Source organism: Martinezella miluonensis, from assembly GCF_900094545.1.
GTDB lineage: Bacteria > Pseudomonadota > Alphaproteobacteria > Rhizobiales > Rhizobiaceae > Rhizobium > Rhizobium miluonense.
This window is the reverse complement of the sequence record NZ_FMAH01000007.1, coordinates 92,665-109,449: the sequence shown is the minus strand read 5'-3', so window position 1 is coordinate 109,449 and position 16,785 is coordinate 92,665. Positions and strand designations below refer to the sequence as shown.

14 protein-coding genes are annotated in these 16,785 nt (G+C 59.2%); 7 read left to right on the top strand and 7 right to left on the bottom strand.

The features are described 5' to 3' along the window. Positions 1 to 648: 648 nt before the first annotated feature. The 3 genes from GA0061102_RS09315 (at position 649) to GA0061102_RS09305 (ending at position 2,235) form a co-directional block, all read left to right on the top strand. Positions 649 to 930, top strand: a complete 282-nt coding sequence (locus tag GA0061102_RS09315) for a hypothetical protein (RefSeq protein ID WP_092846177.1) — start codon at positions 649 to 651, stop codon at positions 928 to 930. A gap of 127 nt (positions 931 to 1,057) precedes the next feature. After that, on the top strand, positions 1,058 to 1,366 hold the full coding sequence (locus tag GA0061102_RS09310; protein ID WP_092846175.1) for a PepSY domain-containing protein: 309 nt from the start codon (positions 1,058 to 1,060) through the stop codon (positions 1,364 to 1,366). Positions 1,367 to 1,650: 284 nt separating this feature from the next. After that, positions 1,651 to 2,235, top strand: coding sequence for a DUF4337 domain-containing protein (locus GA0061102_RS09305; RefSeq protein ID WP_092846173.1), 585 nt, complete (start codon positions 1,651 to 1,653; stop codon positions 2,233 to 2,235). Between the two features lie 135 nt (positions 2,236 to 2,370). On the opposite strand, the gene GA0061102_RS09300 is transcribed toward GA0061102_RS09305, so the two are convergent. Further along, positions 2,371 to 3,219: an alpha/beta fold hydrolase gene (locus GA0061102_RS09300; protein ID WP_092846171.1), complete on the bottom strand. Its 849-nt coding sequence runs from the start codon at positions 3,217 to 3,219 to the stop codon at positions 2,371 to 2,373. Positions 3,220 to 3,375: 156 nt separating this feature from the next. Here GA0061102_RS09300 and GA0061102_RS09295 point away from each other — a divergent pair, with 156 nt between their 5' ends. Continuing rightward, positions 3,376 to 4,272, top strand: coding sequence for a LysR family transcriptional regulator (locus GA0061102_RS09295; RefSeq protein ID WP_092846169.1), 897 nt, complete (start codon positions 3,376 to 3,378; stop codon positions 4,270 to 4,272). A gap of 305 nt (positions 4,273 to 4,577) precedes the next feature. Next, a complete protein-coding gene (locus GA0061102_RS09290; protein ID WP_092846167.1) occupies positions 4,578 to 5,498 on the top strand; it encodes an alpha/beta hydrolase in 921 nt (306 codons plus the stop codon). A 1-nt stretch (position 5,499) separates the two neighbouring features. Here GA0061102_RS09290 and GA0061102_RS09285 read toward each other — a convergent pair whose 3' ends face one another. Both GA0061102_RS09285 and GA0061102_RS09280 read right to left on the bottom strand, forming a co-directional pair. Beyond that, positions 5,500 to 7,503, bottom strand: coding sequence for a CocE/NonD family hydrolase (locus tag GA0061102_RS09285; RefSeq protein WP_092846298.1), 2,004 nt, complete (start codon positions 7,501 to 7,503; stop codon positions 5,500 to 5,502). A gap of 21 nt (positions 7,504 to 7,524) precedes the next feature. Further along, positions 7,525 to 9,105 (bottom strand): ABC transporter substrate-binding protein, encoded by a 1,581-nt coding sequence (locus tag GA0061102_RS09280; protein WP_092846165.1) that lies wholly within the window; start codon positions 9,103 to 9,105, stop codon positions 7,525 to 7,527. 123 nt (positions 9,106 to 9,228) lie between these two features. Between GA0061102_RS09280 and GA0061102_RS09275 the strand changes: the two genes are divergently transcribed. Continuing rightward, on the top strand, positions 9,229 to 10,014 hold the full coding sequence (locus GA0061102_RS09275; protein ID WP_092846296.1) for a helix-turn-helix domain-containing protein: 786 nt from the start codon (positions 9,229 to 9,231) through the stop codon (positions 10,012 to 10,014). A gap of 285 nt (positions 10,015 to 10,299) precedes the next feature. Then, a complete protein-coding gene (locus tag GA0061102_RS09270) occupies positions 10,300 to 11,409 on the top strand; it encodes a thioesterase domain-containing protein (protein ID WP_092846163.1) in 1,110 nt (369 codons plus the stop codon). 163 nt (positions 11,410 to 11,572) lie between these two features. Here GA0061102_RS09270 and GA0061102_RS09265 read toward each other — a convergent pair whose 3' ends face one another. From GA0061102_RS09265 to GA0061102_RS09250, 4 genes are all read right to left on the bottom strand, one after another. Continuing rightward, positions 11,573 to 13,204: an ABC transporter ATP-binding protein gene (locus tag GA0061102_RS09265; RefSeq protein ID WP_092846161.1), complete on the bottom strand. Its 1,632-nt coding sequence runs from the start codon at positions 13,202 to 13,204 to the stop codon at positions 11,573 to 11,575. Beyond that, on the bottom strand, positions 13,197 to 14,024 hold the full coding sequence (locus tag GA0061102_RS09260; protein WP_092846159.1) for an ABC transporter permease: 828 nt from the start codon (positions 14,022 to 14,024) through the stop codon (positions 13,197 to 13,199). Before GA0061102_RS09260 ends, GA0061102_RS09265 begins: the two co-directional genes overlap by 8 nt. Then, complete coding sequence (locus GA0061102_RS09255; protein ID WP_092846294.1) at positions 14,021 to 15,028, bottom strand: ABC transporter permease; 1,008 nt, start codon at positions 15,026 to 15,028, stop codon at positions 14,021 to 14,023. Before GA0061102_RS09255 ends, GA0061102_RS09260 begins: the two co-directional genes overlap by 4 nt. 96 nt (positions 15,029 to 15,124) lie before the next feature. Then, positions 15,125 to 16,714 (bottom strand): ABC transporter substrate-binding protein, encoded by a 1,590-nt coding sequence (locus tag GA0061102_RS09250; RefSeq protein ID WP_092846157.1) that lies wholly within the window; start codon positions 16,712 to 16,714, stop codon positions 15,125 to 15,127. Positions 16,715 to 16,785: the final 71 nt, after the last annotated feature.

Genomic DNA, 16,785 nt, shown 5'->3' with positions numbered 1-16,785 from the left:
TTTTCTATCCCATCAATTGGTTATTCCGAACCGGAAGATATTCTGATGATTGCGCGTTTCCGTGTTGTTTCTTCTTTTTCCAGCTATTTGCTCTGACCGAGCATGCATCATCATCGTTTACATTGCTGCCAAATCGATCGTTGTCATCGGTCTGGTTATGCATCGCCGTCGGCTAACATAGGGTCGACGTTGGCAGTATCAATGACAGAGCGGACATTCTGCGCACCTCCTTCACAAAACGTCCGTCACCACGGCCGCGGTCGTTCCGGCAAATCATCGCGCACTACAATATCGCCGAAATTTCACCTTTCCACAGCCATTGGACCTATGCCTTGGGCATTCAGACCATAGTCTGATTCACAATCACAGATGGCACTTCAGATCGGCACCATCCGGACGAAAAATCACCTCCCCCTCAGCCAGGCGCCGCCGTGATTGAGGATGATGTCATGGCGGGCTGCCTTTATCATAAGCTCGGTCAACCGGCACTTATTTGACCTGCAATCCCCGGATCAAGTCACAGGTTGGATGGTTTGCCGGCATGCCTACCCAGCGGCAGATCGTTAAAATGCAGCCGGTTATCTATACCATTGCGCAAGACGCGGGCTGCTACCGGGATTTCGTTGGATCAACAACGAGAAATCCCAAATGCGACAAACACATGATGTGGTTGGCGGCGCACTCAAAGCAATGAACGACCTGGCTGACAGTCTTACGGCTCTGGTCACCGCAAGCTATCCACCGGCAGTCATTCTCTCCACGCTTATGGGCGAGGCCGCTCTGGCTTTCCCGGGCCTGCGGGACACGGATCTCATGAAACTGATCGATGATCTTCTGCGGGCTGCAGAATATAAGTTTACATCCTCCTCAAAGGGCATCCGATTTCCACAGTCTCACACGAGCAGAGCGGCGACCGTCCTGGCGCGATGATCGGGTAAATTTCTCGCAAAGTCGGCGTCGAAGACTATCAGGAGTAAATCCGGCTCTTGATTATTTGCCATGAAACAGCGAGAGAAAATTTGACGACACGATTCCCATAATTTTCTGGATACCCCCCATGTTCAAGAGTCTTGCCATAGCGGCGATTGCAGTAGTGACCATCATGTCAGCAACACCATCGTTCTCACAAAGCATTGAGATCGGCCCTGGCGGCGTACGGGTCAATCCCGGCATGGAGCCGCCGCCCGTTGACATGGGTATTAGCGAACGTCAGGCCATTCGTATCGCACGGGGTGAAGGCATGCGGGAGGTGGATGACGTTGCCCGCAGACGAAATGTCTTCATCGTCGAAGGTTCGGACCGAGATGGCGACGACCTGAAGGTTGTGATTGATCGGCGCACGGGTGAAGTTGTTTCGGTTGAATAAGCATCCTGCCGCATACGAATCGATGAGCAGCAAACACTAGGGCGACGCTCAGTCGCCCGCTTTCCGTGTTAGCTACAGTGTCGGGGCAACGCGTTGCGCTGCGCGGTCCGGCCAGTCTCTCACCCAGGAACTCATCCTTTTGAGAGGATGACGGCGAGCAACATTGTGTTCGAAAGACATCTCGAAGACAAACCTGCTATTGAGATCGCAATTCGGCTACGCCATGATCGCTAAATGATCCGTGCAGCAATGCCGGCCTTCTGTTTAAATTTCGGAGCTGCACGATGCCTGAGGAGATTGAGGTCGATACCGACAAATTGCGGGAAGCGATCGACGAGGAGATCGAGAAAGAGTCCGCCTCGCTGCTACGCTTGATCGCTTTGACGACGGCGTTCTTCGCTGCCCTTGCGGCTCTTGGTTCGCTTCTGGCGGGGGGGACCATCAACGAGGCGCTGGCCCTTAAGACCGAAGCAACGCAGAAGCAGGCTCAGGCCTCCGACCAGTGGGCCTATTATCAGGCAAAAGGCATCAAGGCAGCGATCGTTGAAACGCAGAAGCAGCTTCTAGCATCTGACGGCAAGTCAGCACCTCCTGATCTTGATAAAACGATCCAACGATATGCGGACGAGCAGAAGGCCGCTGGCGCTCAAGCACAGGAACTTGAGAAAGTGAGAGACCAGAAGGATGATGAAGCCAATGAGCTCATTCATCGTCATCACTTCTACGCATATTCCGTCGCTATGCTGCAAATATCGATCGCCTTAGGGGCGGTGGCCGCGCTCACCCGAAAGCGCCCTGTCTGGTGGGGCTCTTCGGCCCTGGGTCTTCTGGGAGCCCTGCTCTGTCTGGGGACTTGGGCTGCAGGATAAACCGGGCTCGGCGACTCGGGTGAACGATAACGCCTTAACTTTCTGGCATGTCGCATATTAAGTGGCGCCCGATGCAGAGTCGTGAGGCGAAGCTTACGGCTCTACATCGGGCATCATGTACCAGCAAACCCGCCGTCAGGCCGGTTGCGCATCGAGGAATGCCAGGACCTCCTCGTTGAACGCCTGCGCAAACTCGATATTGGAGAAGTGCACGGCAGCAAAGGTTTTCAGCCTCGCCCCGGGGATCGTGCTGGCGATTGCTTTGCCCATGGCATGCGATGTCACGGTATCGAACTGGCCGGCGATCACTAGCGTTGGCCTTTGGATGAGGGCGATGGTGCGGCGCATGTCGGCGTCACGGACGGCGGCAAACAGGCCGGCAAGGCCTGGGCGCGATGTATTCAGCAACATATCCCGGAACTGCTCAATGACAGGTCCATTCGCCGCGATCATCGCCTTCGGGAACCAATTGCCGAGAAAAGTTTCGGCAGCTTCCTTCATGTCCGGCGCGGCCAGCGTCGCGGCTATCGACCGGTCGAAGGTTTCGGCAGGGCCGAGATAGGAGGAGGTATTGCTGAGGATCAGGCGGTCGATGCGTTCCGGTGCGTGGATGGCAAGCCATTGGCCGACCCAGCCGCCAAGGGACAGGCCAAGGAAATGCGCCCTCTCGATCCCGAGCCAGTCCATCAATTCCAAGACGTCGCGGCCGAGCCGCCCGTCCGAATAGGCGCCAGCCGGCACATCCGAGCCGCCATGGCCGCGGTAATCATAGCGGACAACCCGAAAGTGCCCGGCCAATTTCGGGATCTGGAGGTCCCACATATGCAAGGTGGTCGCGATGGAATTGGCGAGGATGAGCGCCGGGCGGTCGTCCGCTCCATCGATCCTGTAGGCGATCCTGACACCGTCGCCGGCGGTGAAGAACGACAAGGCGGCCGGCTCCTGGTGATTGAGCGTGGCGAGCTGGGCGGAATTATTCGTCATGACTGGTCCTTCTCTTGCTGTTGGCGCTTTCCGCCTTGCCGCGGGGATTTGGTCCCGGGGAAGCGGTGCGCATTGTCGAGAACGGTTAGACGCTACTTTCCTCCAGCTTCAATAAAAATTGAAAAGATTGGAAAGTCATTGTAATCATTATCTACAATGCAACCATTCACACTTCAGGAAATCCAGTGCTTCGACGCGGTCGTCCGCGAAGGCGGCTTTCAAGCCGCCGCTTACGCGCTGAATCGGTCGCATACGGCCGTGTTTGCCGCCATCGCCAAGCTCGAGGCTAACCTCGGCGTCGCCCTGCTCGATCGCAGCGGCTACCGGGTAGACCTCACTGAGGCTGGCCGCTCCTTTTATCGCAAGGCGCAGGCCCTGCTCGGCGAAATGGAGGCGCTGCGGGTGCACGCCCGCCAGCTCGCAATGGGAGAGGAGACACATTTGCGCGTGATCCTCGGCGATACCTGTCCGTTGCATAACGGCCTGCAATTGCTGGGCGGCTTTTTCCCCCGCTGCCCGAACACGCGGCTCGATCTGCATTTCGAGACGATCGGCGGTCCGTCCGAACGGCTTTTCGAAGACGAGGCCGATCTGATCCTCCATTGGATCGACAAGTCCGATCCGCGCCTCGAATGGATCGATCTCGGCACGATCTCCTTCGTGCCGGTGGTCGCCCCTGACTTTCTGCCGTTTGCCCCCTCGCATCTGATCTCGCCCGAACAGATGCGCGGACTGACCCAGTGCATCATTCGCGACACGGCCCGGGATACGCCGAAAACCAATTTCTACGTGGTGGAGGGCGCACCGCAATGTACGGTCGCCGATCATGCGATGAAGAAGGAGATCGTCCTTCGCGGCATGGCCTGGGGACATCTGCCTCGCTTCATGATCGAGGAGGAATTGCGCGACGGGCGCCTGCTCTCCATAGCGGGGCGGCATTTCCCGGGCATGGATATCGCACTCGTGGCGGCGCGACGCCGCGACCGCCCGCACGGGCCGGTCGCCAACCGTCTTTGGGACTACATCAAAGCGCACGCCCCGATTTGCGGATAAGACGGCCTCGTTCTTTTAGCGGCCAGCCCAATGGCGTGGTCAGCTCATCGAGCTGTGGAGATCGGATAGGCGCGCTGCCATTTGCGGATGTGACGGAGCGGGCAAGCGCCGCTCTCTAAAGCATGGGCTCAACGGTTTCCGATGCGCCATCCGGACATGGCCACGCGCCCTCCACGGACAGCGCGCAGGCGTTGCGATTGTGCCAGTCACAATGTCGTCACTGTGACGATCTTGGCCGTAAGCAGATAGGCGTATTGATTGTAGAAGCGGCTACAATAGCCTCCTGCCAATGTTGAGGGTTTCCGATGAGTTCTCTGCAGCGTCCCATGCCGACAGAAGCGGCAATCCTCGAATTCATGGCGATTTGCGATTCCTTCTATCCTCCGGATGCGGTGTCGGCATCCATCGCGCAGCAACGCCAATGGTATGATGCCCTGTGCGCCCGTTTCGATCGCCCGTTGCCGAAGGGCTTGCACACGCGGGACGATATTGTCTCGGGGAGCATCCCGGTCAGGCGATACCATCCAGCCAATATCCGCACGGAGACGATCTTGCTCTATCTCCACGGCGGCGGTTTCGTCGTCGGCTCGCTCGAGAGCCATCATGCCATCTGCGCCGAGATCGCCGATCATGCCGGAGCCGAGCTGATTTCCGTCGATTATCGGCTTGCGCCGGAGCATCGCTGGCCGGCACAGACGGACGATTGTTTCAGTGTCCTCAGACAGCTGCTCGCGGAGAAGAAGTCGGTCGTGCTGATCGGTGATAGTGCCGGCGGCAATCTTGCGGCAGGGCTGGCGGTGCGGGCGAAAGCAGAGCGGCTTTCGGGAGTTGTCGGCCAGATTTTGATCTATCCCGCGCTGGGCGGCGACCTTGTCTCCGGCTCCTATGAGGAGATGGCCGATGCGCCGGGGCTGACGACGGCGGATGTCAGCTATTACCGGAGCATTCTGCAGGCGCCCGAAGGTGACCCGGTCTCCGGGCCGCTTGCTTCACCTTCCGTAGCCGGTCTTCCGCCGGCCTTTATTACCGTGGCGCATTTCGATCCGCTGCGCGACGACGGCCGCAATTATGCGGCGCGTCTTGCTCAGGCGGGTGTCGAAGTCTGGTTCCGCGAAGAGCCTCAGATGGTACATGCCTGGCTGCGGGCGCGACATATGAGTGAGGGCGCGCGTGCCGGCTTTGCCGCCATATGCGCGGCGGCAAGCCGATTTGCTGGTTCGAACTAACCTACATTAGGTCGCGCGCGATACGCCTCTCCGCAAATATCTTCCGGAAAATCTCGGTTTCTCCTTCATAGGCGATGACCGAGGCGCTGACGATCCAGTCCGTTGCCGAGCAGGATATGGACGATGTCGCGACCGTGCGAACGAACCAGCCCGGACGTTGCATGTCGCAGGTCCAGGTCGAGATGCCCGTCATCGACAGCGGGTCGCCCGTTGCGATCGACCACACTTCCTCGCGCAGCTGCCGCGTCGAAAGTCCGGTGCCGGGGTGCTCGGAAAGGCCGGTATCCTCATGGATTTCATAGCGGGTACGGCCTGCCGAGAGATCGCGAACCACCTGGCGCTTCGTCGAAGCAGGCGCATGTTCGATATATTTAGGCAACGGATCGAGATTGTCAGGCTGCTTCACGTCGATAAGCTCATGCGCACCGAGCAGCGGCAGGGCGAGGCCGATGGAGGCGATGTCGATCGTCAAGCCCGGGTCCTCGGGGGGCGGCAGGACCATCGGCCAGTAGGCAGTCGATAGCGACAGGCGAATGCGGTGCCCCTTACGGAACCGATAGCCGCAGGCATCCAGCGTCAGGGTAATCGTAGTCCGCTCACCCTTGGCCAGCGGCTCGGGCGCGGCATTGCCGTTGCGATGAGCGAGATTGAGCACGCCGAAGGAGACACGCGTCGCCGTGCCGTCCGGATGGATGTCGACAAGCCTTACGCAGAGATTGGCGGTCTCGGCGTCGCATCGCAGCGTCAATGTGATGACCGGGCGGCCGAGATAGTCGTGATCCACCGTCAGCGGCGCGGTCTGGAAAGTAAGGGAGCCGGCGTCGTCGACGCGCTGATCGATTGCCATTTCCGCGTCCGGCTTCAGGGTAAACCATTCGCCTGAAGCGGTTCCTGTGTCGAGCGGCGAACGCAGATAGACGGGATGTTCCGGCGCATGCGGGATCGGCATGCCTTCCATCAACGTGCCGAACTGCTCGACATAGAAGCACTGCATTTCGGGCGGATGCCATTCTCGCTTGGCGATCCAGAAGCCGGGGTCAAAATCACGACGCGTCGCGGGTTTTATCGAATCGAGAATATAGGCGCGCACGGATGGCATGGTCTCCGCACCATTGCGCTCACCACGCAGCCAGCGGTTCCACCAGGCGATGGCTTCGCCGTGGAAATCGGCGCGTGGCTTCGGCCAGGCGAAATGCGGATATTTGTGAACCCATGGGCCGATCAGCGCCTTTGCCGTATCCCCGAGCCCTTCCACGGCCAGCAGCGGCGTATTGCGATAGCCGTCCGCCCAGCCGGCGACGACGATGGCGGGAATATCGAAACCCGCGAAATCCTCGCAGATCGAGCCGTGGCGCCAGAAGTCGTCGCGGCGCTGGTGCTGAAGCCACTCTTCCATGAAGAAGGGTTCCTGCTCGAGGCGCTGCAGCCACATATCCCGCCAGTCGTTTCCGACAATGGCCGGATCGGGTGAACGCGATTGGTAGCCGAGCATGGTCGCCGCCCAGGAAAGCTGGGCGGAGAGGTGGCAGCCGTTCTTGTAGTGGATGTCGTCATTGTAGCGATCGACCGTGGAGGCGATCGAAATGACTGCTTTCAGTGCCGGCGGCTTCAGGGCCGCGACCTGCAGGCAGTTGAAGCCGCCCCAGGAAATGCCCATCATGCCGACCGAGCCGTTCGACCAGGGTTGTGCTGCAATCCACGCAATCAGCTCGCAGGCATTGGCAAGCTCGAGCTCGGTATACTCGCCGTCGATGATGCCGCCGGACTCCCCGGAGCCACGGATATCGACGCGCACGCCGGCGATGCCGGCTGCGGCAAAGACCGGATAGGTGGATTCATCGCGCGGACTCGTTCCGTCACGCTTGCGGTAAGGCAGGAACTCGAAGACCGCCGGCACGGGATCACTCTCCGCGCCGTCCGGCATCCAGATGCGCGCGGCGAGGCGCGTGCCGTCCTTGAGGGTGATCCAGTGATTCTCGATGGTGGTGTAGCTGCGCTCAGTCATGGTCATATATCTCGAAGAAGTTTAAGCATTAAACCACACACGGCTGCCGATGTAGCCGTTGGACATGTCGTTGCCGATGTCGTCGACATATCCCTTCAGCGTTTTCGTGGCGGCCATGAGATAGTCGTTGAAGACGGGCAGGATCAGGCCACCCTCATCCCGCACCATCAGGGCCAGATGCCGATAAAGTTCCTTGCGCTTGGTCTCATCGAGTTCGGACCTAGCCTGTAGCACCATCTTGTCGAACTCAGGGCGCTTGAAATGCGTGTCGTTCCATTCGGCGGTCGATAGATAGGATGTGGAATAGCGCGAATCCTGCGTCGGGCGACCGCCCCAGAAGGAGGCGCAGAAGGGCTGCTTGTTCCAGACATTGGTCCAGTAGCCGTCTTCGGGTTCGCGCTTGACGTCGATTGTGATCCCTGCCTTGCGCGCGCTCTGCTGAAACAGGATCGCCGCATCCACGGCACCAGCAAAGGCCGCGTCGGATGTGCGCAACAGAATTGGGTGGTCGACACCCGATTTCTTGAAGTGGAAGGCGGCCTTGTCGGGATCATACGGCCGCTGCTCAATATCGGTCGGTGCGAGAGCGTAATTTGCGTTGACCGGATAGTCGTTGCCGATCGTTCCGTAGCCGCCCAGCACCTTGTCCAGGATCGACTGGCGGTCGACGGCATATTTCAGCGCGAGACGAAGGTCGTTGTTGTCGAAAGGTGCGGTGTCGCAATGCATCAGAAAACTGTAGAAGCCTTTGCCCGCACTCCGGACGATATCGACATTCGGTGCGCGCTTCAGCATCGCAACGGTCTTTGGGTCGACGTTGTTGACGAAATGGACCTGACCGGACGCCAGGGCGGCGATGCGGGCAGTGTTGTCGTTGATGACGAGTATTTCCACGCTGTCGACAAAGCCGCGGTCGGTACGCCAATCTTTGGGGTTCTTCTCAAACGCCGCGCGAACGCCGGGCTCAAAGTTTTTCAGAATGTAAGGACCGGTGCCGATGGCGGCCGCAGGCTTTTCGACGCCACCCTTCGGTTGGATGATCAGGTGGTAGTCGGTGAGAAGGAGAGGCAGATCCGCATTGCCTTCCGCGAGCGTCAGGACGAGATCGCCGGCCTTTTCTTCGATGCTGGTGATTGAGGCCAATAGCCCGAGGGCACCTGACTGCGAATTCTTGTCTGCATGCCGCTTCAGCGTCGCGACGATGTCGGCGACGGTCATCTTGCTGCCGTCGTGAAACTGCACGTCGTTCCTGATCTTGAAAGTCCAGACGGATGCGTCCGCTGATGGCGTCCAGGAGGAGGCCAGCGACGGCAAGGGCGCGCCGGTCTTGGGTTCGGATTCGACAAGCGTATCGCCCCAGAGGCGGCCAACGACGAACAGCACGGAGGCACTATATGTTGCCGGATCGAGCGCATCGCTGGTGGCGCCGCCCTTGAGTCCGAGCTTCAGATGGCCGCCCTGTTTCCTTTCCTGAGCGCGAGCGTCACGCGGCATCAGCAAGCTTGCGGTAAGGCTCGGCAACGCACCCAAGGCGACGGCACCGCCGAGGAAGTGGCGGCGGCCGATTTTCAGGGGCGAAAGTTGATCCTTTTGACGCGTCATTACAGTTCCCTCTTTTTCAGTTTTCTAAGAGGGAAACGTAGAGGTCAGGCCGGCTCGCGCAATTTCGCGACTTGACGCATGTTTAAGCGAGTTTACGCTTGATATCGCCAGATGGAGCCGCCGATGCCTCACCTAGTCGAGAACCTCAAAATTGCCTGTGCCACGCAGCGTTCCATTTCGCATATCTGCCGCGCGGTTGATCTCAATCGGCAACAATTCAACCGATACATAAATGGCCAGACGAGACCCTCTGCCCATAATCTAGCGCGCATTGCCAAATATTTCGATCTCGAAGCAGGGGACTTTTTCCTCGCTCCGAAGCTCTTTCGCGAACGGCTTCGGGGACCGACGCTCGGCCTCAATGAAAGTTCGGAACTCTTAAAGGCGTTCCCGGGAAATCTGACTGCCTTGAGGCGTCATATCGGCTACTACCAGACCTATCACCGCTCGCCGTCGTGGCCGGGAATGGTCGTGTGTTCATGCAGCCGCCTTACCGAGCAGGGTGGGTTGGTGCACGTCAAGTCGATGGAGCGTCTCCGTGACCCTGGAAACGGCATTCAACAGTTTTCAAAATATGTGGGTTTAGCGGCGTTTCATAGGAACCGTGTTTTCATCACGGAGCGTGTCGTCGGCCCGAACTCCATGTTGTCGCAGACGATCCTTTTGCCGTTCGACGAGCACCAGCGCGTCTATTTGCGTGGAACGACAATGGGGGTCTCCTGGCGAAAGGAAAACCTCCCCTATGCTTCGCGGATGATCTGGCGGCATGTCGGCGCCGAGCCTGACCTGCGTGAACTTCTGTCGCGCTGCGGACCTCTACCGCTATCGTCACGCCAGCTGCCACCGACGGTACGCGCGTTTCTCGCCGATCCATCCGCCGAGGTCTATGCGGTGCCGGCAGAATATTGATGACGCCAATTTTCGCAACGAGGTCCTCAAATCCGGCTATGTATCTGGCTCCGGAATGTGATGGCGCAAGTCGGCCTGAAAGTGGGCTTGGCGTTGGTCGCGGAAGAGCTCGCCGCCGGCCAGGCCGGGAACAACGCTGGCTGACCTTTCGGTTGCTCGACGGTCAAACCTCTTAAAGCCAGAGAAGAAGCTATGCTTTTACGGGATATATTGATGATTGCTTTATAAGAATGCTATCTATCATAGCGTTTGGTGACGCATACTTTGACATTCGGGGGCGCCTAGATGTTTTTCTCTGCGGGAGCGGGTTTAGATTCCAGCCCGGGTACTTACCTGAGCGATCTGTTTCGCGAAGAGGCGAAGATCAGTTTGGGTCGCGACACAGACATTCCCGATACTGTTTCAGTCAATCGAGCATTGAATTTCATAAAGCGCTTGTGGAGCGAAACCGGAGAGGAGATGGATGTCAATGTATTCTATCGTCATCGCACCCTTGAAGCGCTTAGCTTTGCAATTTCCAATCATAAAGACCTCTCAGCCTCACCAAAAATCATAGAACTCCGAGGTGGGGAAGGCGCCGCGCCGTTGCTGGTATTCGCCGGCGGAGCAAGCTGTTTTCTAGAAATGCAACACCTCATTAAGGCAATTCGCTTTCCCGGGCCGATCCTGGGCATCGCGTTGACGGACTTCAGCCGCGGTCCTCAATATCCGGCAACGGTGCAGGATGAGATTGAAAGCACACTGAGAGCGTTACAAGCAGCGGGGATAGGAGAGCCTTATCGATTGCTGGGCTATTCCTTTGGCGGTGCTTTTGCTTTGGAGCTCGCTCGTGCCTTGAGGAGGCAGAAGCAAGAGATTGCATTCCTCGGGATGCTCGATACCCCGCTGGGCGAACAGGAATGGCCGCTGATGATCTGGGGCAAGTTCATGCGGCAACGCTGGAGGAGAGCCCGGAGCAGAAAGAGGAACTTAACGAAAACCGATCAACGCGCATGCGGCCAGGAGCCGACAACGCCTAGCCGGCCGGCTATCGAACTACGAGAATACCTCGCGAAAAAGTTGAAGCCGCTCTCTTTCCGCTACGCTGACCCACGTACAGCCTATTATCCGGAACTGGCGCCGCAATGGATGGGGGAGTATCCCCCGCGCTATGATGCAGCTGCCAGACAACTCCTGCGCATGAAAGGTCTTTACAAGCCGAGCCGCTACGACGGGGAGCTAACTTTCTATCGCAGTCTGCAAGGCTCTCCGGTCGATTGCGATCCGAAATCTATATGGGGGCACCTTCTTGTTCATGCGGATTGGGTGGACGTCTCCGGTAATCACCAGAGTATGATCGTTGGGCGTAATGCCAGCGCATTGGCTCACGAACTCAGCGAACGCCTTATCCGCTGAGCTCTCTATCGACATGAAAGCGAGCAAATGCTGAACCGCTCGAGCAATTCCAGGAAAAGCGCGTAGCGGTTTTCCGTCCGGAATTGCGTAAAAACAATAAGTTGGAGCGGCTCTGAGATTCCGTGAAAAACTGAACCGCTCTGGTGTTGAAGATGTCGAGCCTTCAATTTCCGGCGCTCTCCATCTTCCGCGTCGTCAGCACGCGCTCCAGCCAGCCGATCTCCATTTCAGGCACGGATTTCAACAGCAGGTCGGTGTAGTCATCGAAAGGCGGCGATAGCGCTTGGGATTTCGGGCCGAAGCGAACAAGCTTACCGCGATGCATGACGGCGACACTGTCGGCGATGGCGCGCACGATGGCGATATCATGGGTGATAAAGACGTAGGAGAGATGGGCCTCCTCCTGCAGCTTGAGCAGCAATTTCAGAATGCCTTCGGCAACCAGCGGATCGAGCGCCGATGTCGGCTCATCGCAGAGGATGAGCTCCGGCTTGGCCGCGAGCGCACGGGCGATCGCGACGCGCTGCTTCTGGCCGCCGGAAAGCTCGGCCGGATAGCGGTCGATGAAGCCGTTGCCCATCTCGATCTGATCGAGCAGTTCCTTCACCCGCACCGTCTTTGCAGCACCATGCAGGCCGTCGTAGAAGGTCAGTGGCCGGCCGATGATATCGCGTACCGTCTGGCGCGGATTCATGGCGGTATCAGCCATCTGGTATATCAGCTGGATGCGCCGCAATTCCTCACGCGAGCGGCTTTTCAAAGCCGGTGTGAGCGGCTTACCGTCGAACGAAATCCGACCGTCGCTCGGCGGCAGCAGGCCGGTGATGACGCGGGCAAGCGTCGATTTTCCGGAGCCGGACTCGCCGACCACGGCCAGCGTCTGCCCCTTGGGAACATGCAGGGAAACATCGTGCAATACTTTGAAGCCATTCGAATATTGCGCGCTGATATTTTCTACTTTCAGAAGCGCACTCGATTGGTCGCTGGCTTCGGCTCTTGCCTCCTGGCGAACGTTGACGAGGGCGCGAGTGTAATCCTGCCTCGGCTCTTCGATGATCTGCTGGACACTGCCATATTCGACCATTTTGCCGTGTCTCAGCACCATGATGTCGTCGGAGATCTGGGCGACGACGGCGAGGTCGTGGGTGATATAAAGCGCCGCCGTATGCGTCTCCTCGATAGCGTGCTTGATCGCCGCCAGCACATCGATCTGCGTCGTCACGTCGAGCGCGGTCGTCGGCTCGTCGAAGACGATCAGTTCGGGATTGGAGCAGAGAGCCATGGCGGTCATGGCGCGCTGCAGCTGGCCGCCCGAGACTTGGTGCGGATAGCGCTCGCCGAATGTTTCCGGATTGGGCAGGCCAAGCACCCGGAAGAGATAGAGCGCCCGCTTCCTGGCCTCCTCCTTGGTCATCAGGCCGTGCTTCACGGTGGCTTCGACCACCTGATCGCCCAGCCGATGCGCCGGATTGAAGGCAGCGGCGGCCGATTGCGCGACGTAGCAGACCCGCGCCCCGCGGATCCTGCGGATGCCGGATTTGCCGAGCGGCAGGATGTCCTTGCCGTCAAGCAGCACCTGGCCGCCGGTAATCTCGGCGCCGCCGCGGCCATAGGCGAGTGCGGACAGGCCGATGGTGGATTTGCCGGCGCCCGACTCGCCGATCAAGCCGAGCACCTTGCCCTTCTGAAGGTCGAAGGAGACCCCATCGACGATGGTGACGCGTTTCGGCGGCTCGCCGGGCGGATAGCTGGTTGCTTCGATCTTGAGATCGCGAACGGAAAGAAGCTCAGGCATCGCCACGCCCTCCCTTGAGGCTGGAGGTGCGCCTTAAAAGCCAGTCGACCACCAGATTGACACAGATCGCCAGCGCCGCGATGGCGGAACCCGGCACGAGTGCGGCGGAAATGCCGAAGATGATGCCGTCCTTGTTGTCCTTGACCATGCCGCCCCAGTCGGCCGACGGCGGCTGGATGCCGAGACCGAGGAACGACAAGGTGGAGAGAAACAGGATCGAGAAGGCAAAGCGCAGCCCGAATTCTGCCAGCAATGGCGACAGCGTATTCGGCAGGATCTCGCGAAAGATGATCCAGATCTTGCCTTCGCCGCGAAGCTTGGCGGCCTCGACGAATTCCATGACCGCGACATCGAGCGCCACGGCGCGGCCGAGGCGATAGACGCGGGTGGAGTCGAGTATGGCCATGACGAGGATCAGCACAATCAGGTTCTGCGGCAGGACGGCGAGCACGACGAGCGCGAAGATCAGCGTCGGGATCGACATCATCAAATCGTTGAAGCGCGAAAAGACAGTGTCTATCAACCCGCGCGAGACGGCGGCGGTAAAGCTCAGGATAATGCCGAGCGAGAAGGAAATGATCGTTGCCGTTAGCGCGACGAACAGAGTCGTGCGGGTGCCGTAGATGAGACGCGACAGGATATCGCGGCCGAGATTGTCGAGGCCGAAGAAGTATTGCGCGTCGGCGGGCTGCCAGACATTGCCGACAACCTCGGTTTCGCCAAAGGGGGCGATCCAGGGGGCGAAGATCGCGCAGATGAAGGCGAGCAGGATGCCGATGATGCCGATCCAGGCGGCGATGGGGATATCTCTTAATCTCATCGTGGATGCCTCAGACGCGGGTTGGCGACGATGGCGAGAATATCGGCCGTCATGTTGAGGAAGATGTAAACGGCGGCGAAGATCAGACCGCAGGCCTGGACGACAGGCATGTCGCGAACCGTTACCGCATCGACCATGTACTGGCCCATGCCGGGATAGACGAAGACCACTTCGACGACGACGACGCCGACGATGAGATAGGCAAGGTTCAGCGCGATGACGTTGATGATCGGCGCCAGCGCATTGGGCGCGGCATGCTTGACGATGGCGCGGAAGGCGGACAGCCCCTTCAGTTCAGCCGTTTCCATATAGGCCGACGACATGACGGAAAGAATGGCCGCCCGCGTCATGCGCATCATATGTGCAAGCACGACCAGAACCAGGGTGGCCGTCGGCAGCGCGATCGCCTTCAACCGATCGAGGAAGCCCATGCCGTCGAAGACCGTCGCGGGAAAGGTCGCGACTCCGAGTTTGACGGAAAAGAACATGATGAGGAGATAACCGATAAAAAATTCCGGCAGGGAGATCGCGGCCAGCGAGATAACGTTGATGATCTTGTCCGGCATGCGGTTCCTGAAATGGACGGCCAGCATGCCCAGGCAGACGGCCAGCGGCACCGAGATCAAGGCGGCAAAGCCGGCCAGAAACAGCGAATTGCCGAGCCGCTTGCCGATCTGCTCGCTGACGGAATTCTTGCTGGCCCACGAGGTGCCGAAATCGCCTTGCACCGCGTGACCGAGCCATTCCACATAGCGGGTGACGACGGGGCGGTTGAGGCCGAGCTCTTGACGGATATTGGCGACCGCCTGTGGAGTGGCCGACTGGCCAAGATAGGTGGTGGCAAAATCGCCGGGCAGGGCCTCGAGCCCGCCGAAGATCAGGATGGAGACTGCAAACAGCAGGACGATGCTGAGCAGGCAACGCTCGATGATGAGGGACAGCAGCGGAAAACGCTGCTTGAACCTCAGCCCGGGCAAAACGGTTCCGGGGGGTGAATTGGACATGGCCGATGCCTCGCGCTTAAACGTCAGGAGGACCGCGAAATTCATCCGCGGTCCCGGCTTCCTCTGAGATGAGGGCCTATTCGCCCGGTTCGGGCATCAGGCGTCCAGCCAGACGCGGGTCGCGACGTAGCCGTTCGACATGTCGTTGCCGATATCGTGGACGTAGCCCTTCACCTGCTTGGTGGAGGCGTTCACGAAATCGTTGAACATCGGCAGGATGACGCCGCCTTCGTCGCGCACCATCATCGCCATGGCGCGGTAAAGCTCCTTGCGCTTGGCTTCGTCCAGTTCTGAACGGGCCTGTAGCAGAAGCTTATCGAAGTCCGGGCGCTTGAAGCGCGTGTCGTTCCAGTCCGCCGTCGACAGATAGGCGGTGGAATACATCTGATCCTGCGTCGGCCGCCCGCCCCAGTAGGATGTGGAGAAGGGCTGGACGTTCCAGACGTTGGTCCAGTAGCCGTCACCCGGCTCGCGCTTGACCTCGATGGTGATCCCCGCCTTTTTGCAGCTTTCCTGATAGAGAACGGCCGCATCGACGGCGCCGGGGAAGGCGACTTCGGAGGTGCGAAGCAATACCGATCCGCTATGACCTGATTTCTTGTAGTGGAAGGAGGCTTTGTCCGGATCGTAGGTGCGCTGCTCGATGCCTTCGGGGAAGAGTGCGTAGGTGCTGTTGATCGGGAAATCGTTGCCGACCTTGCCGTAGCCGCCGAGGATCTTCTTGACCATGGTCTCGCGGTCCATGGCGTATTTGAGGGCCAGGCGCAGATCGTTGTTGTCGAAGGGCGCCTTGTCGCAATGCATGATGAAGACGTAGTGGCCGCGGCCGGCGGTGGACAGGATCTCGACAGTCGGCGCGCGTTTCAGAAGATCGACGGTCTTCGGATCGACGCGGTTGATGTAGTGGACTTGGCCGGACGACAGGGCGGCGATACGAGCCGTCGCATCGTTCATGCAGATGATTTCGACGCTGTCGACAAAGCCGCGATCGGTGCGCCAGTCGTCCTTGTTGCGCTCGAGCGTGGCGCGCACGCCAGGCTCGAAGCTGACCATCTTGTAGGGGCCGGTGCCGATCGACGCGAGCGGATCGTCATAGCCGCCATTCGGCTGGATGACGAGGTGATAGTCGGTCAGGAGCAACGGCATGTCGGCGTTGCCTTCGGTCAGCGTCAGGACGAGATTGCCGCCATCAGCCTTGATGTCCTTGATCGACTTCATGACGCCGAGCGCGCCGGATTCCGATTTTGTATCTGTGTGGCGCTTGAGCGTGGCGACGACGTCGTCGATCGTCAGCTCCTTGCCGTTGTGGAATTTGACGCCCTTGCGGATCTTGAAGGTCCAAGTGGCGGCATCCTTCGACGGTTCCCAGGATTCGGCCAATGCAGGAACGGCGGCACCGGTCAGCGGATGGGATTCCACCAGCATGTCGCCCCAGCAGCGGCCGATGCAGAACATGACCTGAGACAGGAATTTCGCCGGGTCCTTGGAGTCGGTCGCAGCACCGCCTTCGAGGCCAAGCTTCAGATGCCCGCCGCGCTTCGGCTCGGCCGCCATTGCGCTTTCGGTAAAGAGTTTGTCGGCGAGTGCCAAAGTCACGCCGGCTGCCATTGCGCGTCCCATGAATTCGCGGCGGCTAAGCCCGCCCGAAGTCACACGGCTTGCCAGATATTTCGTGTAGTCGTTCATTCCCCTGTTCCTTCTTTTTTGTCATGTTGACAGAATTCTCGGGCAGCGTGCTTCAAGAAGCGGTTTCCTCT